26 protein-coding genes and 4 tRNA genes are annotated in these 24613 nt (G+C 50.3%); 22 read left to right on the plus strand and 8 right to left on the minus strand.

The genetic code is table 11. The annotated features are described in order from the left end of the window. Positions 1-300 precede the first annotated feature (300 nt). Positions 301-1929: a methyl-accepting chemotaxis protein gene (locus tag J5069_RS21970; protein ID WP_264645838.1), complete on the minus strand. Its 1629-nt coding sequence runs from the start codon at positions 1927-1929 to the stop codon at positions 301-303. 544 nt (positions 1930-2473) lie between these two features. Here J5069_RS21970 and J5069_RS21975 point away from each other — a divergent pair. Continuing rightward, on the plus strand, positions 2474-3496 hold the full coding sequence (locus J5069_RS21975) for a sugar kinase (protein WP_264645839.1): 1023 nt from the start codon (positions 2474-2476) through the stop codon (positions 3494-3496). Between the two features lie 110 nt (positions 3497-3606). Beyond that, positions 3607-4140 carry an isochorismatase family protein gene (locus J5069_RS21980; RefSeq protein WP_264628635.1) on the plus strand — a complete coding sequence of 178 codons (534 nt, stop codon included), beginning with the start codon at positions 3607-3609 and terminating at the stop codon, positions 4138-4140. Position 4141: 1 nt separating this feature from the next. Here the strand turns inward: J5069_RS21980 and grxB are convergent, their stop codons facing one another. The 4 genes from grxB to J5069_RS22000 form a co-directional block, all read right to left on the minus strand. Beyond that, the gene (gene grxB, locus J5069_RS21985; RefSeq protein ID WP_264645840.1) at positions 4142-4777 is read right to left on the minus strand and encodes a glutaredoxin 2; all 636 of its coding nucleotides are present in this window, start codon (positions 4775-4777) and stop codon (positions 4142-4144) included. Positions 4778-5043: 266 nt separating this feature from the next. Then, complete coding sequence (locus J5069_RS21990) at positions 5044-5724, minus strand: MarC family NAAT transporter (protein ID WP_264645841.1); 681 nt, start codon at positions 5722-5724, stop codon at positions 5044-5046. 71 nt (positions 5725-5795) lie between these two features. Then, positions 5796-6290, minus strand: a complete 495-nt coding sequence (locus tag J5069_RS21995) for an SRPBCC family protein (protein ID WP_222157893.1) — start codon at positions 6288-6290, stop codon at positions 5796-5798. 105 nt (positions 6291-6395) lie between these two features. Then, a complete protein-coding gene (locus J5069_RS22000; protein WP_264645842.1) occupies positions 6396-6896 on the minus strand; it encodes a GNAT family N-acetyltransferase in 501 nt (166 codons plus the stop codon). Positions 6897-7250: 354 nt separating this feature from the next. Here J5069_RS22000 and J5069_RS22005 point away from each other — a divergent pair, with 354 nt between their 5' ends. The 14 genes from J5069_RS22005 (at position 7251) to luxS (ending at position 17529) form a co-directional block, all read left to right on the plus strand. Continuing rightward, positions 7251-7586 (plus strand): hypothetical protein, encoded by a 336-nt coding sequence (locus J5069_RS22005; protein WP_264645843.1) that lies wholly within the window; start codon positions 7251-7253, stop codon positions 7584-7586. 193 nt (positions 7587-7779) lie between these two features. Continuing rightward, entirely contained in the window at positions 7780-8271 is a 492-nt protein-coding gene (pncC, locus tag J5069_RS22010) for a nicotinamide-nucleotide amidase (protein ID WP_264645844.1), read from the plus strand. Positions 8272-8407: 136 nt separating this feature from the next. Further along, complete coding sequence (gene recA, locus J5069_RS22015; protein WP_264645845.1) at positions 8408-9487, plus strand: recombinase RecA; 1080 nt, start codon at positions 8408-8410, stop codon at positions 9485-9487. A 79-nt stretch (positions 9488-9566) separates the two neighbouring features. Continuing rightward, entirely contained in the window at positions 9567-10034 is a 468-nt protein-coding gene (locus tag J5069_RS22020; RefSeq protein WP_264645846.1) for a regulatory protein RecX, read from the plus strand. A 138-nt stretch (positions 10035-10172) separates the two neighbouring features. Beyond that, on the plus strand, positions 10173-12800 hold the full coding sequence (gene alaS / locus J5069_RS22025) for an alanine--tRNA ligase (protein WP_264645847.1): 2628 nt from the start codon (positions 10173-10175) through the stop codon (positions 12798-12800). A gap of 324 nt (positions 12801-13124) precedes the next feature. Further along, complete coding sequence (csrA, locus tag J5069_RS22030) at positions 13125-13310, plus strand: carbon storage regulator CsrA (RefSeq protein ID WP_005972168.1); 186 nt, start codon at positions 13125-13127, stop codon at positions 13308-13310. A gap of 301 nt (positions 13311-13611) precedes the next feature. Then, positions 13612-13704 (plus strand) — tRNA-Ser (locus J5069_RS22035). An 8-nt stretch (positions 13705-13712) separates the two neighbouring features. After that, positions 13713-13789, plus strand: a tRNA-Arg gene (locus tag J5069_RS22040). 4 nt (positions 13790-13793) lie between these two features. Beyond that, positions 13794-13870: transfer RNA gene (locus J5069_RS22045), tRNA-Arg, on the plus strand. Positions 13871-13936: 66 nt separating this feature from the next. Next, positions 13937-14013: transfer RNA gene (locus J5069_RS22050), tRNA-Arg, on the plus strand. 196 nt (positions 14014-14209) lie between these two features. Next, positions 14210-14776, plus strand: coding sequence for a fructose-1-phosphate/6-phosphogluconate phosphatase (gene yqaB / locus J5069_RS22055; RefSeq protein ID WP_264645848.1), 567 nt, complete (start codon positions 14210-14212; stop codon positions 14774-14776). After that, entirely contained in the window at positions 14773-15201 is a 429-nt protein-coding gene (locus J5069_RS22060; RefSeq protein WP_264645849.1) for a YqaA family protein, read from the plus strand. Before yqaB ends, J5069_RS22060 begins: the two co-directional genes overlap by 4 nt. A gap of 79 nt (positions 15202-15280) precedes the next feature. Continuing rightward, on the plus strand, positions 15281-16840 hold the full coding sequence (gshA, locus tag J5069_RS22065) for a glutamate--cysteine ligase (RefSeq protein ID WP_264645850.1): 1560 nt from the start codon (positions 15281-15283) through the stop codon (positions 16838-16840). Positions 16841-17013: 173 nt separating this feature from the next. Then, a complete protein-coding gene (gene luxS / locus J5069_RS22070) occupies positions 17014-17529 on the plus strand; it encodes an S-ribosylhomocysteine lyase (RefSeq protein WP_264645851.1) in 516 nt (171 codons plus the stop codon). 65 nt (positions 17530-17594) lie between these two features. On the opposite strand, the gene J5069_RS22075 is transcribed toward luxS, so the two are convergent. After that, positions 17595-18389, minus strand: a complete 795-nt coding sequence (locus J5069_RS22075) for an inner membrane protein YpjD (RefSeq protein WP_264645874.1) — start codon at positions 18387-18389, stop codon at positions 17595-17597. Positions 18390-18570: 181 nt separating this feature from the next. Here J5069_RS22075 and ffh point away from each other — a divergent pair, with 181 nt between their 5' ends. From ffh to J5069_RS22105, 6 genes are all read left to right on the plus strand, one after another. Further along, on the plus strand, positions 18571-19932 hold the full coding sequence (gene ffh / locus J5069_RS22080; protein ID WP_264645852.1) for a signal recognition particle protein: 1362 nt from the start codon (positions 18571-18573) through the stop codon (positions 19930-19932). 147 nt (positions 19933-20079) lie between these two features. Further along, positions 20080-20328 (plus strand): 30S ribosomal protein S16, encoded by a 249-nt coding sequence (gene rpsP, locus J5069_RS22085; RefSeq protein WP_264626132.1) that lies wholly within the window; start codon positions 20080-20082, stop codon positions 20326-20328. 18 nt (positions 20329-20346) lie between these two features. Beyond that, positions 20347-20895 (plus strand): ribosome maturation factor RimM, encoded by a 549-nt coding sequence (gene rimM, locus J5069_RS22090; protein WP_264645853.1) that lies wholly within the window; start codon positions 20347-20349, stop codon positions 20893-20895. A gap of 38 nt (positions 20896-20933) precedes the next feature. Next, entirely contained in the window at positions 20934-21689 is a 756-nt protein-coding gene (gene trmD, locus J5069_RS22095) for a tRNA (guanosine(37)-N1)-methyltransferase TrmD (protein WP_264645854.1), read from the plus strand. Between the two features lie 59 nt (positions 21690-21748). Beyond that, the gene (rplS, locus tag J5069_RS22100; protein ID WP_222157879.1) at positions 21749-22096 is read left to right on the plus strand and encodes a 50S ribosomal protein L19; all 348 of its coding nucleotides are present in this window, start codon (positions 21749-21751) and stop codon (positions 22094-22096) included. A 208-nt stretch (positions 22097-22304) separates the two neighbouring features. After that, a complete protein-coding gene (locus tag J5069_RS22105; RefSeq protein ID WP_264645855.1) occupies positions 22305-23339 on the plus strand; it encodes a hypothetical protein in 1035 nt (344 codons plus the stop codon). A 28-nt stretch (positions 23340-23367) separates the two neighbouring features. Here J5069_RS22105 and J5069_RS22110 read toward each other — a convergent pair whose 3' ends face one another. Together J5069_RS22110 and btsR are read right to left on the minus strand one after the other, a co-directional pair. Then, positions 23368-23715: a DUF2799 domain-containing protein gene (locus J5069_RS22110; protein ID WP_264645856.1), complete on the minus strand. Its 348-nt coding sequence runs from the start codon at positions 23713-23715 to the stop codon at positions 23368-23370. 36 nt (positions 23716-23751) lie between these two features. Then, on the minus strand, positions 23752-24468 hold the full coding sequence (gene btsR, locus J5069_RS22115; protein WP_264645857.1) for a two-component system response regulator BtsR: 717 nt from the start codon (positions 24466-24468) through the stop codon (positions 23752-23754). Positions 24469-24613: the final 145 nt, after the last annotated feature.

A 24613-nucleotide genomic window follows, 5' to 3' on the forward strand; every position in this document is an offset into this window, starting at 1 on the left:
ACTATTTTATTATTTTTCAATTGACTAATCTTCTTTCTAGACGTTTAACCTGATTCCTATCTGGCAGTGCCCGACCCTGGACAATTTACCTGTCACTTACCGTATATCGGCCAGAAACCGCTTTAATATTAGTCTTTTCAGGTAAGAATTGCCGTGGCCCTACTTATATTTGACGTTTTTGAGGGGTAGAACGCATCGCGATTCGGCGTGCAGTGGCAAGGGGGGGACAGAAGAAAGGCTGGCAAGAAGGAGGTTGCCCGTCGCCGGTCATGACGGCGATGGCAACCTCCTGTGAAAATATCAGGCAATATTTCTCTTTTGCAGTGCTAAACCGAGTGGCGGTGTCGTGACTGTTGGGTTTCTCCCGGCTGAGGGGCGTGACGCATTTACCTGGAATACGCTCATCAAGGAGACCAGGTGTTGCGCCTGATCGCGTAAACCGTCGGCAACGCTGCTTGATTCTTCCACCAAAACCGTATTTTGTTGGGTGACGAGATCCAATTGGCTGACGGCATCATTGATTTGTCTGACGCCTTGCTCCTGTTCTTGTGTGGTCACGCCAATCTCATTCACGCTCACCGCGACGTGGCGCGATTGTTTTACCAGTTCGTCAATAGTCGCACCGGCTCGACTGACCAACTGTGAACCGTTATTCACGCAGCCGACGCTATCCTGAATGAGCGTTTTAATTTCTTTTGCCGCAGATGCAGAACGTTGCGCCAGAGAGCGAACTTCTCCAGCCACCACGGCAAAACCGCGCCCTTGTTCCCCGGCTCGCGCCGCTTCAACCGCAGCATTGAGCGCCAGGATGTTGGTTTGAAAAGCAATACCATCAATGACGGCAATGATTTCATTGATCTTGTTTGAGCTTTGGCTAATCTCACTCATGGTTTGTACGATATCGGCGATGGCTTCACCGCTTTTGGCGGCAATGTTGCTGGCGGTGTCCGCTTGCTGCGTTGTGGTCCGCACGGTATCTGCATTTTGATGAATGGTTTGGCTGATTTGTTCAATCGATGCGGCGGTTTGTTGTAAATTGGCCGCTTGCTGTTCAGTGCGTTGACTCAAATTGGTACTGCTGGCTGCAATGTCGTTAGCCCCCACGGAGATAGATTCGCTGCTGTCGCGGACTTCCAGCACAATGTTGCGTAAATTATCGCGCATCTCTTGCATGGCGGATAACAGGCTGGTTTGCTGTCCAGCGGGAATCGTAATGTGTGTGGCTAGATTACCTTGCGCTATTTGTTGTACAACCTGCATGGCGTAAGCCGGTTCGCCGCCCAGTTGCCTTTTAATATGGCGCGTCGTCAACCCTGCGATGGTCATGCCCAATAGCGCTGCGATGGCAGCCAATAGCAACTGTATATTGCCAGACAGGCGTGCACCCTGCGTCGATTCGGCCGCCGCTTGAGTGGTGCTATCTTGTTGTTGTTGGATCATGGCTGAAATTTCTTGAAACAGCCTCATTTGTATTGGCTGTAACTTTTCTATCGCCAGAGATTGCGCATCAAGCAGTTGACCATTTTTTGCCAGATTCACGGTTTGCTGAGTGATGGCGATATAGTCAGCGTAGGTTTTGTTAAAATTATCGAGTGTCGCGAGCAAATTTGGCAGCAAGATTGTTTCTTTTAACCGTGTTAGCAGTAGCTTGTTGCCTCCCAGCATTTGTTCGACCACGGCTTCACTTTCTGCCTGACTGTTAATATCATCCTGGAAGGCCATGATTAATGCGGCTTTGGTGGCGCTGTTTAGGTTATCCTTTAAATCCTGCATTGAAATAAGATTGGTTAAATGGTGTTTCTCATAATATTCAATGTGATCGCTGGTTTTACTCAACGCGATCCGTCCAAAGGCGGCAACCAGCAGGCCGATGACAATAATGGTAGAGAAGCCAGCGCTTAGCAGAACACCGAGAGAGATATTTTTCATTGACCGCATATATTCCTCATGATGCTTTTTGATAATTATCGTTTTATGGTGACGATTAGCGTGGTATTACCACTCTTTTCACCTGTTGTTATCATACGCAACGCGCCAGTGTTAGATAATATGAAATAGAAATGGCTCCACGTGCGCCAAATAGCGAACCCGTCATGGATGTTTATGTTGCGTGTCTTTTTCTGTAGTGAGGGTGATTTGTTTCGTTTGTGTAACTGGCTATCGTGCTGCATTTTGACAGCGGTGCTATCAATAATGTCCATGTTATACCCGTCATTCTTCAAGTTGCAGGCGCGTTGACTGCGCTCACTCATTCGAAGCACTTACCTGAGTAAGCTCATCGGGATTCTTTCACTTGTCGCCTTCCTGCAACGCGAATTATTTAGGGTATATATGCGGTGTTGGAATAAATACCGACGTGGTTAGTCCATAACGCTCATTAGTTATTGCCATTTATCGTACCTGTACCGGCCAAATTATGACAAAGTAGAATAATCACGCGTCATGGCGTAATAAACCTAAAGATGGATGAAAAATGAAAGTATTAACGTTTGGGGAAATGATGTTGCGGCTCAAGCCGCAGGGCAATAACCGTATTATGCAGTCCGATGCATTCGAAGCGGTTTACGGTGGCGCAGAGGCTAACGTGGCGGTTTCCCTTGCTCTGTTAGGCAATGATTCTGCTTATCTCACCAAGCTGCCGGAAAATTTGCTGGGCGAAACGGCACTCTCGACGTTGCGTAAATACGGCGTCGATACGCATAAAGTGTTACGCGGCGGCCCCCGTCTGGGGATCTACTTTTTTGAAAAAGGGGCCAGCGTCCGTTCTACCAACGTGGTTTACGATCGCGCAGGCAGCGCATTTGCTACCGCCAATCAAACCGAGTTTGATTGGGAAACACTGCTGCAAGACGTCGATTACTTCTATTTCTCGGGCATCACGCCGGCAATTTCTGCTGAACTAGAGCAGGCCGTGACCACCGCTTGCCTTTACTGCCAACAGCATAATATTCCGGTAGTGTGCGATATGAATTATCGCGGCAAAATGTGGTCTGCGGAAAAAGCGCAGCGTGTCATGTCAAAACTGATGAACTACGTGACGATTTGCATTGCCAACGATGAGGATTTTGAAGCCACGCTGGGTATAAAAGCCTTTGATGGCGACATGTCGCGTGGCATCGAACAGATTGATGCGTTTAAAGAGGGGATGCTGGAGGTCACGCGCCGTTATCCGGGATGTAAAATGGTTGCCAGCGTACTGCGTAATATTCGCTCGGTCGAAGACAGCCAATGGATGGGGCTGCTGTTGCGCGATGGCGTGTTTCACGAAACGACGCGCTATAACCTGCACGTGATGGAAGGCGTTGCGGCGGGTGATGCTTTCGGCGCCGGGTTGATGCACGGTATCCTGCATCAGTTTGACGCTCAGGAGTCCATCGATTTTGCGATTGCGGCCAGCGTTCTGAAATTGACGATTAGCGGTGACTTGAACTTGGTACAGGAATCGGAGATCCGTGGCGTGATGAAAAAAGGCGGGGGCGCAAGCCTCAGTCGTTAAGGGTTTTGCGGCGATTTGCAAACCGCGTAACTTTTTTGCATAAAGCTAATTGTGCATCAAGCCAAGGTTGTGTGACAGCCACACAACCTTGGCTTTTTTACGTTGAGGTGATGATGAAAAATAACGTTTTGGTCGTGGTTGATATGCAAGTCGGGGTTTTTGCGGTGCCTCGTTACGATAAACAGGGCAAGGCTGCATTGATCAATCAGCTGATTGATGCCGCCGACGCTGTTATTTTCATCCAACATGCCGAAGGGGAAATGTGCGTTGACGGTGATTTATGGCAAATCATCCCAGAATTACACCAGCCAGCGCATGCGCACTATGTCACTAAAACCGCCTGTGATGCGTTTTGGCATACGACGCTGGATGATCTTTTACAGCGCCTGGGAACCCGCGCCTTTACCGTGTGCGGTTGTGCGACCGATTATTGCGTAGATACCACGATCAAGGTGGGGGCCAGCAAAGGTTATGCGATCACCGTGGTGGCGGATGCCCACACCACGGCGGATCGTACTTATGCCAGCGCCCAGCAGCTCATCGGTCAGCATAATGAGGTGTGGGCGGGGCTCAGCCTGCCGGGCAATCCCGTCACTGTCATGCCTACCCCGGCTATTCTGAGCGCATGGGGTGTGCCGCAGTGAATTAACGCGCCTGGGCTGTCAGTAAATCAATCTGGGCGGCGGCGGCGACACGATGTAGGTATTCACTCACACGAGGTCCGTAGTGAATGCCTTTTACAATAGTCAGCGATCGCAGGATGGGGAACAGGATAAAGTCCGTGGTTGAGAAGGTCTCGTCCGCAGGGAGTAAGGTTTCCAACTCTGCCAATTTTTGCTCAACGTCGCGAATCAGGGCCGGTGTTTCCGCCAGCAGTGCCTGTAAGTCGCCAAATGCTTTTTCTTCACGCTGCCGGAAAGCCTGACGAGCCGGTTGTGTTGCCAGCTCGGCAAATTCACCTTCAGTGAAACGCGGAACCGCCAGTTTGAACACCACGCCAGAGGCTGATTTGCACCATGCTTCAATGGCACTGTCTACCGGCTGGTCTGCGACTCGCGGTGCTTTCAGACTATCCACATAGTGAACAATATCCATGCTTTCAGGCATGAAACTGCCATCCTCTTTTTGCAGAATAGGGACCACTTTGCGGCCAACCATCCGCGTCGGCGTTTCCACATCCCCCTCCATGATGATCGCCAATTCAAACGGTGTGTTCTTCAGTCCAAAAATCATTCTGGCTCTCACACAGAACGGGCAATGCTCATAGGTAAATAATTTCATTCGTGGTTCCTTGATGATGGTAAACCTGTCTGCCAGACGCCCTAACGCGTTATTGGTCAGACTAATTCCTGAAACAGGCTCCCCTGATGATGCAAATCGTTATGTTTGAAAACCACGCTTTACATCCCTCCGGCTAACCTTACCTCGCACAGACACTTCTATACATTTCATCTGCTATTGTCTCTACATCCCTTGTCAATGTTGTGATTTCCATCCCTGTCAAGAGAGTCACTTTTCCCGCCCTCGAGGCGGGTTTTTTTTATCTGTTATTTGGCCGGCAGGGTCGTCACGATCTCCAGCATGCCATTGATGACAAATTGAACCCCCATACATACCAGCAAGAATCCCATCAAACGCGCGATGGCCTCAATACCGCTTTTGCCCAGCAGACGCACAATGTAGCCAGAGCTGCGTAGGCATACCCAAAGGATCACGCTGGTCATCAGAAAGGTGAGGACGGGGGCAACCGTCACGATCCAGGGGGTAATCGCCACCCCGCTTTTAATTTGCGAGGCGGTACTGATGATGAGCGCGATGGTGCCGGGCCCCGCGGTACTGGGCATGGCCAGTGGCACAAAGGCAATATTAACTCGGTTTGCTGAAGGGCTTCGGTTGATTTCATCCGCTTTGCTGGCGGCCTCAGGTCCGTGTTCTCGCTGGTGGGGTGGGAAGAGCATGCGAAAACCGATGAAGGCCACGATCAGTCCACCGGCGATGCGCAAGCCGGGAATTGATATGCCCAAGGTATTCATGATCAGTTGCCCACCATAAAAGGCCACCATCATGATGATAAACACGTACAGTGAGGTTTGAAATATCTGCCGGTTACGCTCTCCCTCACTCATGTCACTCGCCAGGGCAAGAAATACCGCAATGGTGGTCAACGGGTTGGCCAAGGGCAAAATCAACACCAGGCCCAGCCCCACGGTCTTAATGAGTTCCAGCATAGGGTCTCCAATGCTTATTGGGCACTGCTCTTCTGGCGATAGAGCAAACAGTGGCAGCGTAGTCAGGTGCGTTAAGCTGACGGCAATTGTTGCTCATCGGCCATTTTTTTAAAGCGCTCCAGCGTTTGTTTCAGCATATCGTTTGAAAATAACGTGAACAGCTGGCCTACTTTTCTGCCGATCAGTCCACCTGGCGGTGTAAATCGAATCCACAAGGTGACGTTAACCTCGCCATTGGGCGCCGGCGAGAACGTCAGCCTCCCTTCGTTCGGAACCAATGCGCCAGGGAGTGAACGCCAATGCATGGCTTCTCCCGGTTTCTCTTCCACGATGCGTGCTCGCCACTCCAGCAGCGAGCCGAGCGGCGTGTTGGCTCGCCACAGGGAATCCGTCTGGTTAAGGATAGTGATCGTCGCAAAGTGGCTCATCAGCACCGGCAGCGTTTCCGGCTTGCGCCACAAGGCATACAGTGCATCAGCAGAATGCGCGATAGTGATGCTCCCGCTTAAGGCATCAGGAGCGCGCTTACTGGCAAAACCCAATGATTTAAAGAAAGAAGATGGCACGCAGGATCCTCAGTGATGTGGACATACAGCTTACAACATTGCTGGTTATTTTTGCCGCTTCTTTCCGCTTAGGCAAGGTTTGCCCTGTTTCTGGCAGACGCGTAGCTAACGCAAAGGGAAGAACATCAGGCGTTCACTGTAGTAGATGTCGCCCAGCTTCATGGCATCCGGCTCCTGTCCATATTGGCAAAAACCGGCCTTTTGATACAAGCGATACGCTGCCAGATTGGAGGATGTCACGCTCAGCAATAGTATGTGCGCCCGCGAGCGAGCGTGTGAGATGGTGTGATTGAGCAATTGCAGGGAAATCCCTTTACCCCGGTAGTCTGGTGCCACATACATGCCCCACACAATGCCTTTGTGGGCGGATTTCAGCGTCTGGGGGCGCCTATAGCAGCACAGGCCAATCAGGCGCGCTTCGGGCGTAAAAGCGCCGAAAATGACATTTTGCCTGATACGCGTATTGAACCACGCGTCATTTTTCTGACTCTCTTCTTCCCAGGATGCCTGATAAGCGTCAGGGTGATTAAGCAGGCTTTCGAGTCGTAGCTGTTTGAAGGCAGGGCAGTCTGACGTTCGTAGGCGTCGGATGGAGGGAAACGTCATGAACATTCTCCGCGTCAGGGGAAAAAAGCCCCGAGGCGGGGCAGCATGTCGTTTACGAGCTATCGTCTGTTATTATTATCCGCACACAATAATCGCTCACTGTGACATTTTCATGACGGATATACAGAACGGATAAAAAGAGCCTTGAATACATACCCGTATTCTCTTGTTATTATTATCTGTTTTATTGCGATATATCAATGCTGTTATTTAAATTTGCTTTATTGAGTGGCGAAATATACATATATTTCGCCGAGATAATTAACATTCCCCCTTACTCTTTACGGATTATTTACTTGCCGCCCGTCTCGTGTTAATTTCCCCTCCGCTTTTTTGGGAGAGGGGATTAATAACATGAATAATCCATTCACAGCTGCATGGAGCCGCAATGGTAACCTCCTGTGCCATGGGCACTGGATCATTACCTTTCAGTCCAATGCATTTAGCCTGCCAACGTCCTATCAGGAAAAACATCTGGGAACGCTGGGAATATATTCGATCATCGATCCTGAGGATGAATTATATCGTGACGGATTGGATGAAGATGATTGGATTGTAGAAAATGTAGACTGGTTGGCCGACTGTTTCGAAAATAACCAGGTTCCTATTGAAGAGTGCTATTTCCGCTTTTTTTATCAGGCGATCAATCCGCAGGATTGGCGTTGTACCAGCTGTGCTGGTTGCATGTAATCCCGCAAAACCCCTTTAGCCATTTTACATTCCCTCGCGTCTTAACCCCCCAATGGGTATGCCTCTCCCTCCGCCCCCTTTACTTTTCGCGCCGAATTCTGGAATAAGGCACGCAACAGCGTGGCGGGGGAGGGCGAACCCGTGTGAAAATGATACGCTGTGATGCTATATCCTCAATCAACGTGGAGTGAACATGGAAGCCGAGATTTTGCAGTTAAGCGCCCAGATTGGTGCGCGCCTGACCGCGTTGGGTGCCAAGATGACCTGTGCAGAATCCTGTACCGGAGGCTGGATAGCGAAATCGATTACTGATGTCGCGGGGAGTTCCGGCTGGTTTGACTATGGATTTGTCACTTACAGCAACCAGGCCAAACAGCGCCTCATCGGTGTCAGTGAGCAAACGCTCGCTCAGTACGGCGCGGTGAGTGAACAGACGGTACGGGAAATGGCGCAGGGGGCATTGCGCGTGGCGGGGGCCGATTATTCACTGTCCGTGAGCGGCATTGCAGGCCCTGACGGCGGTTCTGACGAAAAACCCGTTGGCACCGTCTGGTTTGGCTGGTGCGACAAGCACGGTAACCTGCTGGCGCGTGAAATGTTGTTTCTCGGCGACCGGCATGCTGTGCGGCTTCAGGCAGTGCGTTTCGCACTTCAGATACTTTTGGATGGATTTCTGCAAAAATAATCTTGATGCTGTATGCGTATACAGTATAATGCTGTTAATGATTCGGTGACACGCCTGTTTGATTACATACCAGTGTCAGTCACATAAAGCGCGCGGCCGTGTAGCGAGAGCGTTACGCCGCATGACAGGAGTAGAAATGGCTATTGACGAGAACAAACAAAAGGCATTGGCGGCTGCGCTGGGCCAGATCGAAAAGCAATTTGGTAAAGGTTCTATCATGCGTCTGGGCGAAGACCGCTCAATGGACGTTGAAACGATCTCTACCGGCTCCCTGTCACTCGATATTGCCTTGGGGGCGGGTGGGCTGCCAATGGGGCGTATCGTTGAAATTTACGGACCAGAATCGTCAGGTAAAACCACATTAACGCTGCAAGTTATCGCTGCTGCACAGCGTGAAGGTAAAACCTGCGCATTTATCGATGCTGAACATGCGCTCGATCCGATTTATGCCAAAAAACTGGGTGTCGACATCGATAACCTGCTGTGTTCTCAGCCAGATACCGGCGAACAGGCGTTAGAGATTTGCGATGCGTTGACGCGTTCAGGCGCGGTGGATGTGATCATCGTTGACTCCGTGGCGGCACTGACGCCGAAAGCGGAAATCGAAGGTGAAATCGGTGATTCCCACATGGGGCTGGCAGCTCGCATGATGAGCCAGGCGATGCGTAAGCTGGCCGGTAACCTGAAGCAGGCAAATACGCTGCTGATTTTTATCAACCAGATCCGTATGAAAATTGGCGTTATGTTTGGTAACCCGGAAACCACCACCGGGGGTAACGCGCTGAAGTTTTATGCCTCTGTGCGTCTCGATATCCGCCGCATTGGCTCCATCAAAGATGGAGAAGAGGTGGTGGGTAGCGAAACCCGCGTGAAAGTGGTGAAAAACAAAGTGGCTGCGCCTTTTAAACAGGCTGAGTTCCAGATTATGTACGGAGAAGGGATCAACATCCACGGTGAGTTGGTCGATCTTGGCGTGAAACATAAGCTGATTGAGAAAGCGGGCGCCTGGTATAGCTACAACGGCGACAAGATCGGGCAGGGCAAAGCGAATGCGTGCAACTATCTGAAAGAAAACCCGGCTATCGCGGCCGAATTGGACAAAAAGCTGCGTGAAATGCTGCTGCACAACAAAGATCATGTGCCTGCGCCAGCAAGCGAAGCGGGTTTCTATGATGATGCAGAAACCGCGGGTAATGAAAGTAACGGCGAATTTTAAAACGCGTTAAGTCACTTGCAAGGAGCATGACAAGCAGTATCTACCGTTTGTCGTGCTCCCTCACCAACATGTATCTTCAATGACACCATCAACCCCCTCTGTCAACGCACTGACCATTGCCATGCGCCTGTTAGCGGTACGCGATCACAGCGAAGGAGAGTTGCGTCGTAAGTTGACGGCTCGCATTGATCCGGCCTTTGACGCCGCTGATATTGATGCCGCCTTGGCATATTGTCATGAGCACGGTTGGTTGGACGATGCGCGGTTTGCTCTGCGCTACATTCATGGAAGAAGCCGAAAAGGCTATGGCACTCAGCGTATTGTCGCGGAATTACGTCAGAAAGGCCTTTCGCGTTCTGTTATTTCATCCGCATTGCTGGAATGTGAAATTGATTGGTTCGCCTTAGCGCAGCAGGTAGCAACGCGTAAATTTGGTGATGTGCCGCCAATAGACTGGAAAGAAAAAGCAAAACAGCAACGATATTTGTTAACTCGCGGCTTTTCGCATGATGAAATTCAGGACATTTATACGAATTTTTCGCATTGAATGCATCCGGTGTTTTACTTCCCCCCGAAGAAAATTTATCTTATTCCCACTTTTTGTTCGTGAGTTGCACGGGTAGCGTCAGTATGCTGCACTAGCCTTGCCCACGATCTGTTCTTTTAGTTTCATTCCAGGACAATTATGAGCAAGAGCACCGCTGAGATCCGTCAAGCGTTTCTCGATTTTTTCCAGAGTAAAGGGCACCAGATCGTTTCCAGTAGTTCACTGGTACCGAATAACGATCCGACATTACTGTTTACCAACGCGGGAATGAACCAGTTCAAGGATGTTTTCCTGGGGCTGGACAAGCGTAACTATCAGCGTGCCACCACGTCACAGCGCTGCGTGCGTGCGGGCGGTAAGCATAACGATTTAGACAATGTCGGGTACACCGCGCGTCACCACACTTTCTTTGAAATGCTGGGTAATTTCAGCTTCGGTGACTACTTCAAGCGTGATGCCATTCAATATGCATGGGAACTGCTGACCGGTGCGCAATGGTTTAACCTGCCCAAAGAAAAATTGTGGGTAACGGTATATGCCACCGACGATGAGGCCTATGACATCTGGGCAAACGAAGTCGGCGTACCCGCTGAGCGTATTATCCGTATTGGCGACAACAAGGGTGGTCAGTACGCGTCTGACAACTTCTGGCAGATGGGTGATACCGGCCCATGTGGTCCGTGTTCGGAAATTTTTTACGATCACGGCGACCACATTCAGGGCGGCCCTCCGGGAAGCCCGGATGAAGATGGCGATCGCTATATCGAGATCTGGAACCTGGTATTTATGCAGTTCAACCGTCAGGCTGATGGCACCATGGTGCCGTTGCCTAAACCGTCTGTTGATACAGGGATGGGACTGGAACGTGTTACTGCGGTACTGCAACACGTCAATTCCAACTACGAGATCGATGTATTTTCTACATTGATCCAAGAGGCGGCGCGGATTATTGGCACTCAGGATCTGAGCAACAAATCCTTGCGCGTTATCGCTGACCATATCCGTTCCTGCGCATTCCTGATCGCTGACGGGGTTATGCCATCCAACGAAAACCGTGGTTATGTTCTGCGCCGCATTATTCGTCGCGCAGTGCGTCACGGTAATTTCCTCGGGGCCAAAGACGCCTTCTTCTATAAATTGGTTGCGCCACTGATTCAGGTTATGGGATCTGCGGCTGATGAATTGAAACAGCAGCAAGCGGTGGTTGAACAGGCGCTGAAAGCGGAAGAAGAGCAGTTCGCCCGCACGCTGGAACGTGGCCTCAGCCTGCTGGATGAAGAGATTAAAAACCTGAAAGGGAACGTGCTGGACGGTGAGACGGCGTTCCGCCTGTATGACACTTACGGCTTCCCGTTCGATTTAACGGAAGACGTGTGTCGTGAGCACGATCTGACGGTGGATAAGCAAGGTTTTGAGCGTGCGATGGAAGCACAACGCCAGCGCGCGCGTGAAACCAGCGGGTTCGGCATCGATTATAACACCCTGATTCGTGTTGATGCGGCAACGCCGTTTACGGGATACGACAAGACGCAGCAACAGGCCACGGTTATCGCGCTCTATCAAAATGGCCAGGCGGTAGATGTCATCAATGCCGGCGAAGAGGGCGTGGTTATCCTCAATGAAACGCCGTTCTATGGTGAATCCGGTGGTCAGGTCGGCGACACCGGGACGCTGCACAATGCCAACGTGCGTTTTAGCGTAGGGAATACCCAAAAGTTTGGTCAGGCAATCGGCCATCTGGGTGCCCTGACGCAGGGTACGCTGCGCGTCAATGATACGGTCAACGCTGATGTCGATAGCGAACGTCGCGATCGAATTCGTCTTAACCACTCCGCCACTCACTTGCTGCATGCCGCGCTGCGTCAGGTACTGGGCGATCACGTTGCGCAGAAAGGCTCGTTGGTTAACGATAACTACCTGCGCTTTGACTTCTCACAACCGGAAGCGATGACAGCAGCGCAAATCCGCCAGGTGGAAGATATCGTCAACGCGCAGATTCGTCGTAACCACGACGTTGACACTAACGTGATGGCGCTGTCGGATGCGAAAGCCAAAGGCGCAATGGCGCTGTTCGGCGAGAAATATGAAGACCACGTGCGTGTATTAACCATGGGCGATTTCTCCATCGAGCTGTGCGGCGGTACGCACGCCAAACGTACCGGGGACATCGGTTTGTTCCAGATTATCTCTGAATCCGGGACGGCAGCAGGCATTCGACGCATTGAAGCCGTAACCGGCAGTGGGGCACTGGCGGCGCTGCATCGTCAAAGTGACGTATTGCAGGATGTGACCCAACTGGTCAAAGGTGATAGCCATAACGTGGCGGAAAAAGTGCGTTCCCTGCTGGATCGTACTCGTCAGTTGGAAAAAGAGCTGCAACAGTTGAAAGAACAGCAGGCAGCCCAGGAAAGTGCCTCGCTCTCCTCACAAGCGAAAGCGATCAAGGGTGCGAAACTGTTGGTAACACAGTTAGATAACACTGACCCGAAATTATTGCGTACTATGGTGGACGATCTGAAGAACCAGCTCGGTTCAGCCATCATTGTGCTGGCAACCGTCTCAGAGGATAAAGTCAGTTTGATTTCCGGCGTCACGAAGGATTTGACCGATCGTGTTAAAGCGGGTGAATTGATTGGCTTTATCGCTCAACAGGTCGGTGGCAAAGGGGGCGGGCGTCCCGATATGGCACAAGCCGGGGGCAACAACCCTGCCGCTTTACCTTCGGCACTATCTAGCGTTGAAACATGGGTAACGGATAGGCTATAACTATAAATAGTGTGTTATCTCAACGAAACGCCAAAAAATTCTTTTTGGCGTTTCCCCTTAAGCCAGGGAAGTGCACTAGGGGAAATAGCGGTCTGCCGCGCTTGAGTTTGTAAGCCGGGCAGGCCGTAGCTCTTTGTTGTGATAACAAATGTCGTGATAAAACAGCGCAAACGGCTGACATCGACTAAACTAAAAGTAACGATACACTGGAGTAAGATGGCGGAGTGCGTTTCCCCATTCAGGTTTATGTTTTCACGGCGCATGATGGAGAATGGCGGGGAGACAAAGAGACCCGACTCTTTATAATCTTTCAAGGAGCAAAGAATGCTTATTTTGACTCGTCGAGTTGGCGAAACCCTCATGATTGGCGATGAGGTGACGGTTACCGTGCTAGGGGTAAAGGGCAACCAGGTTCGTATTGGTGTTAATGCGCCGAAAGAAGTTTCTGTTCACCGCGAAGAGATTTACCAGCGGATCCAAGCGGAAAAATCGCAACCGACGTCCTACTGATTTACCAAGCGTCTCGCCATTTAGGCGGGACGCGTTCGTTTTAGCTTCCCTGTTTACTCCCCCGTGCCGTTTAAGTCGCTGATGCGCGTATTTTGTCAGAGGCATCAATAGCCGTTAACGCTGTTGATAAAATAGACTTTTCGCTGTGAATCTGCGCGTGTTGGGTGTGATTTGTTCAAACAACCACGAGTTGGGAAAAATTGTTTGACTTATAAGTCCGGGAAAGTAATATGTGCGCCACGCAGTACCGGTGAGCACGATGAAGGAAACATCATCATCGCGGTTCGAAGGTTAGCGTATTGGTGAGGTGGCCGAGAGGCTGAAGGCGCTCCCCTGCTAAGGGAGTATGCGGTCAAAAGCTGCATCGAGGGTTCGAATCCCTCCCTCACCGCCATTTACTGCGCATCCATAGCTCAGCTGGATAGAGTACTCGGCTACGAACCGAGCGGTCGGAGGTTCGAATCCTCCTGGATGCACCATTATGCATCCATAGCTCAGCTGGATAGAGTACTCGGCTACGAACCGAGCGGTCGGAGGTTCGAATCCTCCTGGATGCACCATTCTTCGATGTCAATCCCGGAATAAGTATCTCAGGTTTACATAACTGACGAATTGTTGTTTTCAATGCATCCATAGCTCAGCTGGATAGAGTACTCGGCTACGAACCGAGCGGTCGGAGGTTCGAATCCTCCTGGATGCACCATTCCTCTTGTTGTAAACCTTGATATCTCGCGCTTTCTCCCTGATTTTACCCTCAGCATGACTTACAGACGGCTAACCTATCCTTGCCAGCTGTTGATACACAGATAACCTTGCTTTTTGTGGTTTTATTGAACCAGCGACATCATTTTGACTTTGCGCTAAAGTAACGGCTCTTTTGCGCTATTCACGGAGTCACGATGTACGATCGTTATCAAGGCCTCATTTTTGATATGGATGGCACCATCCTCGATACCGAGCCCACTCACCGCGCTGCCTGGCACATCATTCTGGGTAAGTACGGCATGACCTATGATGCTCAGGAAATGGTGGCGTACAATGGTGCTCCCATTGAGAAAATTGCAGCGGTGATCCTGGCCCGGCATAACGTGGATATGGACCCAAAGGCGCTGGCGACTGAAAAGCTGGCGCTGGTGGAAGAGATGCTGTTTGATACGGTAAAACCGCTGCCCTTGATTGAGGTGGTGAAAGCGTATCAGGGACGTCGGCCGATGACGGTTGGCACCGGTAGCCCACGCCATCTGGCTGACAGGCTGCTGCGCCATCTTGGCTTGCGCGACTGCTTTGTTGGTATTGTCGGCGCGGAGGATGTACTGCATCATAAACCGTTTCCTGACACCTTCCTGCGCTGCGCCCAGCTCATGCAGGTAGAGCCTGAAGCCTGTGTCGTATTCGAAGATGCGGATTTTGGCATTCAGGCAGCACAGCGTGCAAACATGGCTGTTGTCGATGTCCGCACGCTGTGAGTGCCTTTTGGGGACTGGTTTCTCTCTTCTGGAGTAGTTTTCTCAGCGCGACATTATTGCCCGGCAGCTCTGAAGTGCTGCTGGTCTCTTTACTGGTGGCTAAGGTTACCGGCGCGGTGCCGCTGATTGTCGTCGCGACGATAGGCAACACGCTGGGCGGCATGACCAATCTGGTGCTGGGGCGTATTTTGCCACAGCCAAAACCGCGTACTGGCACGTTAACGGCGCTACGCTGGTTGCAGCGTTATGGTCCTGCGGCGCTGTTGTTGAGTTGGGTGCCGGTTATTGGCGATGTGCTGTGCGTTGCTGCGGGATGGCTGCGCATGCCGTGGTTTTACTCCACGCTTTTTATCTGTATCGGTAAAGCGCTGCGTTATATCGTGGTGGCCATTGTGGCATTACAAGGAATGACTTTATGGTCATAACGTGTAGCACTGTATTTTTGTAGAGATGATACGATTTCATTATGCGAACAATCATTACATCTAACAGCGGGAGGTCGATTTGATCCCGGATATATCACAAGCGTTGACCTGGCTTGAACATCACCCTGATGCGGTGAAGGGGATTCAACGCGGTATTGAACGCGAAACGTTGCGCGTACAGCCTAATGGACATTTGGCACAGACAGGGCACCCGGAAAATTTAGGGGCGGCATTAACCCACCCCTGGATTACCACTGATTTTGCAGAAGCATTATTGGAGTTTATTACGCCAGTCGATCAGGATGTCGATCACCTGTTGGCATTCTTGCAGGATATTCACCGTTATGTCGCGCGTAACATGGGATCTGAACGGCTGTGGCCGTTTAGCATGCCGTGCTTTATTCCCGATGAGACGAATATCGAGCTGGCTCAGTACGGCACATCGAACATTGGCCGGTTTAAAACGCTCTATCGTGAAGGGTTGAAAAACCGCTACGGTGCGTTGATGCAGACCATTTCCGGCGTGCATTACAACTTTTCACTGCCGCTGGCATTCTGGCAAGCGCGTGCGGGCGTGACTGACGCGGAAAGTGGCAAACAAGAGATCTCTGCTGGCTATTTTCGTTTGATCCGTAACTACTACCGTTTCGGCTGGGTGATTCCTTATCTGTTTGGCGCATCGCCCGCCATCTGCTCTTCCTTTTTGCAGGGACGAGAAACGGCACTGCCGTTTGAACGTGGCGAAAACGGGCTCTATTATCTTCCTTACGCGACCTCGTTGCGCTTGAGCGATTTGGGCTACACCAATAAATCACAGAGCAACCTGGGCATCACGTTTAACACGCTGGATGGCTACGTGGCAGCGCTGAAGCGCGCGATCAAGACGCCGTCAGCGGAATATGCCGCGATGGGCGTTAAACAAGGCGATCGCTACTTGCAGCTCAATACCAACGTGTTGCAGATTGAAAACGAGCTGTATGCGCCGATCCGCCCTAAACGTGTCACACGCAGTGGCGAGACGCCCTCTGATGCGCTTATGCGCGGCGGCATTGAGTATATTGAAGTACGCTCACTGGATATCAACCCCTTTACGCCGTCGGGTGTCAGCGCTGAGCAGGTGCGTTTCCTCGATCTGTTCCTGATCTGGTGCGCACTGGCCGATGCGCCGGAAATGGACAGTGCTGAACTGCAATGTACCCGTAAAAACTGGAACCGTATTATTCTGGAAGGGCGCAAACCGGGCTTGACCGTCGGCATGGGATGCGAAACGCGACAACAGCCATTGGCCGATGTTGGGCATGCGTTGTTCCGCGATCTGCGCCGTGTGGCAGAAGTGCTGGATAGAGAGCATGAACAGCCCTATTATCAGCAGGTTTGTGATGAACTGAGCATCGGGTTCGATAAACCGGAAAACACGTTCTCTGGCCGCTTATTGCCGCTATTGAAAGCGCAAGGATGCGGTAACCTTGGCTTGACGCTGGCAGACCGTTATCGTGAGCAGCTCAGCCAGGAGCCTTTAGCCGTGTTGACGGAGGCACAGTTTGTTGCCGAGAGTGAACGCGCCTGGCAAAAACAGCGCGCGCTGGAAGCGCAAGATACGCTGTCGTTCGAGGCCTATCTGGCGGCTACTCAGGCTTGAGTGGACAGTAGATAAAGAAAAGGCCACGGTATGAGCCGTGGCCGAAAAACATCTCTGAGAAATAGGGATGATGATAATAAATGCGCGTCTTTCATAGAGTCAGACTCGTTGGGAACCAAAAAGTTTCTTGGAAAGATGAAAAAAGTCATTTTTTTCTGTGAGGAGGTGGCAACATGCCGTTATTAGATAGCTTTACCGTAGACCATACCCGTATGGACGCACCCGCGGTTCGGGTGGCTAAAACCATGACAACCCCTCATGGCGACACCATCACCGTGTTCGATCTGCGTTTCTGTCGCCCGAACAAAGAGGTGATGCCGGAGCGCGGTATCCATACGCTGGAGCACCTGTTTGCCGGTTTCATGCGCAACCATCTCAACGGTGATGGCGTCGAGATTATCGATATTTCTCCGATGGGTTGCCGCACGGGATTTTACATGAGCCTGATTGGCACACCGGCAGAGCAACGCGTGTCCAGTGCCTGGAGCGCAGCGATGGAGGATGTGCTCAAAGTGACCGATCAGCGCAAAATCCCTGAGCTAAACGAGTTCCAGTGCGGCACCTTTGAGATGCACTCTCTGGAAGAGGCGCAGGATATTGCGCGCCATATTCTGGCGCATCCGATTGGTGTCAACCAGAACGACGATCTGGCGTTACCGAAAGATAAACTGGCAGAATTGCATATCTAACAATAAAAAAGGCACCCTTCACCAGGTGCCTTTTTTTGTTCGTCTCTCGTCACGCTCGACGCGTATTACTGTGCAACAAAGTGCTGAATAACACGGCTGCCGAAGTAGGCCAGCGTCAGTAACAGTGCGCCCACCATGCTGAACCACACCACGCGGCGTCCGCGCCACCCTTCGTGGTAATGTCCCCACAGCAGCAGAATATAGTTGAACCAGGCAAACAGAGAGAACAGCGCCTTGTGAAGGTTCTCTTTGTTTTCGATGATGTTCTCCATGTAAAACAACCCGCTACACAACGTCATCGTCAGCAGGATCACGCCAATTTGCGTGACATGAAACATCTTTCGTTCGATGCTCAACAGCGGCGGCATTTCAGACACCATGCTCAGCTTTTTGTTTTTGAGCAGATAATCGATCAGTGCCAATTGCAGCGCATAGAGCGCGGCAATAATCAGGGTAGCGTAAGAGAACAACGCCAGCCCGATATGGAACAGCAGCCCCGGTGTCTTTTCCAGATGCGTGATAAATTCGCCGGGCAAAAAGCTGGCAAAGGCCAGATTGATAAGTGCAAACGCGTAAACGATAGGCAGCAGAAACCAGCCGCGATTGCGCGACGCAACCACCGTCATCACGGTACATATCATCAGGCTGATGGTCGAGCCGATATTCAGCAGGCTAAGGTTTTGCCCGGTTTGCACATCAAAAATACGGTGATAGAGCGTAATCGCGTGGCAGATCAGGGCCACTGTCGCGGAGATCATCGCCAACCGACGGTAGGCACTCTGTTTGCGCAATAGGCCAGGAATAATCAGTCCCAGACTGATTGAATAGGCGACTAACGCTGTAATGGCAAAGAGTGGCATAGTGATCAACGCATTGAGCGGCTGGTGAAGTGATAGGGAGTGCCAGTATAGCGGTTGTCTCGTCACGCACCAACCGGTTATCGTCGTGCTTCACAGCAATCGTTTCGTCTTTCATGGTATAATCAGCCATATTTGTCCAGGGTGTCGCGTATGCGGCCCGCCATTCGTTGAGCACAAGATAATGTTTGATAACTTAACTGACAGACTCTCGCGCACATTGCGCAACATCAGTGGCCGCGGACGGTTGACTGAAGACAACATCAAAGACACCCTGCGCGAAGTGCGCATGGCCTTACTGGAAGCCGATGTGGCGCTCCCTGTGGTGCGTGATTTTATCAATCGGGTCAAGGAAAGTGCCGTCGGGCATGAAGTAAACAAAAGCCTGTCGCCGGGCCAGGAATTCATCAAGATCGTCAAAAACGAACTTGTTGCCGCGATGGGAGAGACCAACGAAGCCCTGAATCTGGCCGCACAACCGCCGGCCGTGGTGCTGATGGCGGGTTTGCAAGGGGCGGGTAAAACCACCAGTGTGGCTAAGCTGGGCAAATTCCTGCGTGAAAAGCACAAGAAAAAAGTGCTGGTGGTTTCTGCGGACGTATACCGCCCTGCGGCGATTAAACAGTTGGAAACGCTGGCACAAACGGTGGAGGTGGATTTCTTCCCCTCCGACGTGCAGGAGAAGCCGCTTGATATCGTCAACCGCGCGCTGCAACACGCCAAGCTGAAGTTTTACGATGTGCTGCTGGTGGATACTGCCGGTCGTCTGCACGTAGACGAAGCGATGATGGACGAAATCAAGCAGGTGCATGCGGCTATCAAGCCAGTCGAAACCCTGTTTGTCGTTGATGCCATGACCGGTCAGGATGCGGCCAATACCGCAAAAGCCTTTAATGAGGCACTGCCGCTCACCGGTGTGATTCTGACTAAAATTGATGGTGATGCGCGCGGTGGTGCGGCGCTGTCAATTCGTCATATTACCGGCAAACCGATCAAGTTCCTCGGCGTCGGCGAAAAGACCGAAGCGTTGGAGCCGTTCCATCCCGAGCGTATTGCATCACGTATTCTCGGTATGGGGGATGTGCTTTCCCTGATCGAAGATATCGAAAGCAAAGTTGACCGCTCTCAGGCGGAAAAATTGGCGAAAAAGCTGAAAAAAGGTGACGGTTTTGATTTAACCGACTTCCTCGATCAGCTTAAGCAGATGCGCAACATGGGCGGCATGGCCAGTATGATGAGCAAGTTGCCGGGCGTGGGACAGTTGCCGGACAACGTAAAATCCCAAATGGATGACAAAGTGCTGGTGCGTATGGAAGCCATCATCAACTCGATGACGCAACAGGAACGCGCCAAACCGGAAATCATCAAAGGGTCACGCAAACGTCGTATCGCCACCGGGTCAGGCATGCAGGTGCAAGACGTCAATCGCTTGTTAAAACAGTTTGACGACATGCAGCGCATGATGAAAAAGATGAAAAATGGCGGTATGGCAAAAATGATGCGTAGCATGAAAGGCATGATGCCACCGGGTTTTCCGGGGCGTTAACAGCGATTTTTTTGCTCTTGGCAGCGCAAGTTGACGCTTTAGATTGCTTTTTGCGCCAAAATGAGTAAAATTTTCGGGCTTTTTATATGACACTTGGGCCCCGTTCCTCGATGGGGCCCAGCTGTTTTATTAACTAAAGAGGATGTTATGGTAACAATTCGTTTGGCACGTGGCGGCGCGAAAAAACGCCCGTTCTATCAAGTCGTCGTGACTGACAGCCGCAATGCACGCGACGGTCGTTTCATCGAGCGCGTCGGTTTCTTCAACCCGATCGCAGCCGGTCAAGCCGAAGCTCTGCGTCTGGATCTGGACCGTATTGCACATTGGGTTGGCCAAGGTGCAACTATCTCTGATCGCGTTTCTGCGCTGATCAAAGATGCTAAAAAAGCTGCGTAATCTGCTGCGGTGGTGACAATGAGCAAGCAACTTAACCCGTCATCCCCTGTTAATCCCATCGTGATGGGAAAAATGGGGTCAACGTATGGTATTCGGGGTTGGCTCAGAGTGTTTTCCTCCACCGAAGAAACCGAAAGCATTTTTGATTATCAGCCTTGGTATATCCAGTCTCAGGGATCCTGGCAGATTGTCGAGATCGAAAGCTGGAAACACCACAATCAGGATCTGATCATCAAAGTAAAAGGTGTTGATGATCGCGATGCGGCAAATTTATTAACGAACGCTGAGATCGTTGTAGATTCTGCCCAGCTTCCTGATTTGGAGGAAGGTGATTATTACTGGAAGGATCTTTTTGGCTGCGAAGTCATCACATCCGCGGGATATCAGCTGGGAAAAGTCATTGATATGATGGAAACCGGTTCTAACGATGTGCTGGTGGTCAAAGCTAACCTGAAAGATGCCTTCGGCGCGAAGGAACGGTTGATTCCGTTTCTAACCGGACAGGTTATCAAGCACGTAGATCTTTCTACGAAAATGATTGAAGTAGATTGGGACCCGAGTTTTTGAGCTCTGAATCAAACGAACGAACTGAGTGGAACGAAAAAATGTGGATTGGGGTGATTAGCCTGTTTCCCGAGATGTTTCGCGCAGTGGTTGATTATGGAGTCACTGGTCGGGCAGTAAAAAATGGCCTGCTGAACGTAACGTGTTGGAATCCTCGTGATTTCACTTACGATCGGCATCGTACCGTGGACGATCGCCCTTATGGTGGCGGCCCCGGTATGCTGATGATGGTGCAACCCTTGCGGGATGCCATTCATGAAGCAAAGGCCGCGGCAGGCGACGGTGTCAGGGTGATTTATTTGTCACCGCAGGGCCGTAAGCTGGATCAACAGGGCGTACGACAGCTCGCAACGCATCAGAAGTTGATTCTGGTGTGTGGCCGGTATGAAGGGATTGACGAGCGCGTAATCAGAACCGAAATTGATGAAGAATGGTCAATCGGGGATTACGTTCTCAGTGGTGGTGAGTTACCCGCAATGGTGCTTATCGACTCGGTATCCCGTTTTATTCCTGGCGTGTTAGGGCATGAATCTTCTGCGGAAGAGGACTCCTTTGCGGATGGGCTGTTGGATTGTCCACACTTCACTCGTCCTGAAGTGCTGGAAGGCGTGGAGGTTCCCCCAGTGTTACTGTCGGGAAACCATGCTGAAATACGTCGCTGGCGATTAAAGCAGTCGCTTGGCCGAACCTGGCTTAGAAGACCTGAACTTCTGAAAAGCCTAGCTCTGACTGACGAGCAAACGGCGTTGCTGACTGAGTTCCAACGGGAACATCAGTCCGGGCAACGAGAGGATTAGGGCGTGGCACTTCGGTGCGCGTACCCATGTATCAGTTTACCTAGGGTAAGAGACATATTATGAGCAACATTATTAAGCAGCTTGAACAAGAGCAGATGAAACAGGACGTACCTGCATTTCGTCCGGGTGATTCCGTTGAAGTGAAGGTATGGGTCGTTGAAGGTAGCAAAAAACGTCTGCAGGCATTCGAGGGCGTGGTTATCGCTATTCGTAACCGCGGTCTGCACTCTGCATTCACTGTTCGCAAAATTTCTAACGGCGAAGGCGTAGAGCGTGTATTCCAGACTCACTCTCCGGTTGTTGACAGCATCACTGTGAAACGTCGTGGTGCAGTACGCCAGGCCAAACTGTACTACCTGCGTGAGCGCACTGGTAAGTCTGCTCGTATCAAAGAGCGTCTTAACTAAGAGTTCGCTAACGCGACATCCAAAAGCTTCTAGTTATCAAGGGTTTAGCCAATGGCTAAGCCCTTTTTTTATTTTTTTAATTATTGTACGTCCTTTCAATGTAATTATATTCGTGTATGTGATGGAAAGTATTGAGGTTAATGCCTCATGGTTAGTATTTTTACTTATGTGCTACTTTTGCTTTTTCATCATCTATAGGAGCATATAAATGGCTAACCAAATATCTTCATTATCGACATATTGTGCATTTTTGAATGAGTACGAGAGTTCGATCTCTTCTGGAGAATGCAGTGTATTAAAGGGGGGGTTAGACTCACCAGAAAATAAAGTCGCACTGAGTGAGGATGCCAGGAAAATATTGAGGATCATAACGCTCGGCTTAAGCCATTATTTAATCCTGTATGTTGAGGGGAATAGAAGAGAATCAGCGTTATTAGATTATGTGAAAATGACAGAAATGCTGTTAGGGGCAATTGATGAAAATATGCAAAAAATTAATATCCCTTTGGGAAATGGGAAAAAAGTTGAGTTTACAGAAGAGGTGACCAGTAAAAATGGTTACTGTACTGTGATGCGTGAGACTCGTCCAGGGGTGGCGCATATTGGTACAAGAGAAGATAAAAAAGTCTATATAAACAAAACGCTATCTCAGATAGCGCGAACGTTGACTGTAGATGTGCTCAACAATAAGCTAGAGCTTTCAGATAAATTTCCAAGTCTAATCGAACGAGCAACATGCATTAAGGCTAAAATGGATGCTGACGCTGAGATAGTGACAGTAGCTGAGAATGTGAAGTTAATTTACCCTCCGACACACCCAATGATCTATAAAGAAGAAACTATTGGTGCTGAGCTGAAAACTATATTTACGCAAGGAATGTATTCATTTGCCTTTATGACAAAGGTGAAGGATTTTCTTGGTATTATTGAACATGGTGAGCATAAAGTGTTAGGTGTCATTACGCCAAGCCAAAAGATGTATGTATTTAGTGCCGCCAGCGGTAAAAATAAGCATGTAGGTAATAATAAAGAGGTTTGCTATATTAAATTAGATCTGGAACATGGTGCGGTGTTCAAAGATATATATGAAGTGTATAAATCCATTATCGAACATTTAAATGATGCTGATTATTCCAGTTCAACTGAATGCATCAATATGATAATTGATAAAATTAATCCTAATTCGGCACTTCCGGAAATTTATAGTGGAATAGGTAAGATTCCTGCATTAAAGGGTCGGTAACAATCGCGGATAATTTAACGTATCTCAGCTAGTGACTTCCCCCACTAAACCAATTTGCTTTTAATTGCTCAGCATTCTCTACGCCATCACAACTGGCGGGAAAGTCTTTACCTGTTTTCCCCCATTCTTTCATTTGATCCGTATGACATAATATTGCCTGTCCATTCTGATAACCGCGTAAATAGGGAATTCGCTCAACGGCCGTATCGCCAGACCATTCCACCAGAGCATCGTTGTCTTTCACCACGTTTCCGGCCATGGCATCATTGAGTCCCATGTTATACCAGACGGAATGGGACTTTTCCGGTGACGGTGTCTGAGAGGTTTGACAACTGGCAAGCAACAATGTCAGGCATAACACGTATCCCAATCTCATCCCATTATCCTTATCAGAGGGCGGCTTCTGTTGGTATCAAGCAATACCCAGCTTCTCTTTCAAGCTTTTTAAATAGCGTCGGCTCACAGGAATATGTTTACCGGTATGGGTAATGACTTCCGCACCACCGTTATCCATCAACTGTATCTCCTGAAGCAGTTCCGTGTTCACCATGTACTGGCGATGACAGCGTACAAAAGGCGTTTTCTCTTCCAGCGTTTTTAGCGATAGCTGGGTATAACCCGACTGATTGAGCCCTACTACATGGACGCCGCTCAGCTCTGAACAGAGGTATTCCACTTCTTCAATCTTAAGAAGAAAAATACGGTTGTGGCCGTGGCACGGGATATGCCTCAGCTGAGGCTCCGCAATAAGTTGTACATTTTTATTTACGGATGTGCCGCGACGAAGGCGATTGAGGGTTTTTGCCAGGCGCTGATTGTCTAGCGGCTTGAGCAAATAATCAAAGGCATGTTCCTCAAAAGCGCGTACCGCGTATTCGTCATAGGCGGTGACAAAAACAACATAAGGCATGCTGTCAGGATCGAGCATGGCAACCAGTTCCAACCCACTGATTTTCGGCATCTGGATATCAAGAAAGATCACATCCGGTTGCAGCCGGTTAATCACCGGTATCGCTTCCAGCGCGTTGCTGCACTGCGCTATCACCTCAATGTCATCTTCTTTATCCAGCAGTAGCAACAACTCTTCACGAGCCAGTTGCTCGTCGTCAATTAGGATGGCTCTCAGCATGCTTTCCCCCTGTTGCATTGATTCTATCACTATTTGCATTGAGATAAGCGAGGAAAGCCGGCGCTAGGCGAGGCAACCGAGAGATACGAGAGGTAGGGGGAATTAGTAATTTTAAATTTACACTGCATGGATTGAAATCTTTACA

The sequence above is a fragment of the Candidatus Symbiopectobacterium sp. NZEC127 genome (assembly GCF_025962675.1).
GTDB lineage: Bacteria > Pseudomonadota > Gammaproteobacteria > Enterobacterales > Enterobacteriaceae > Symbiopectobacterium.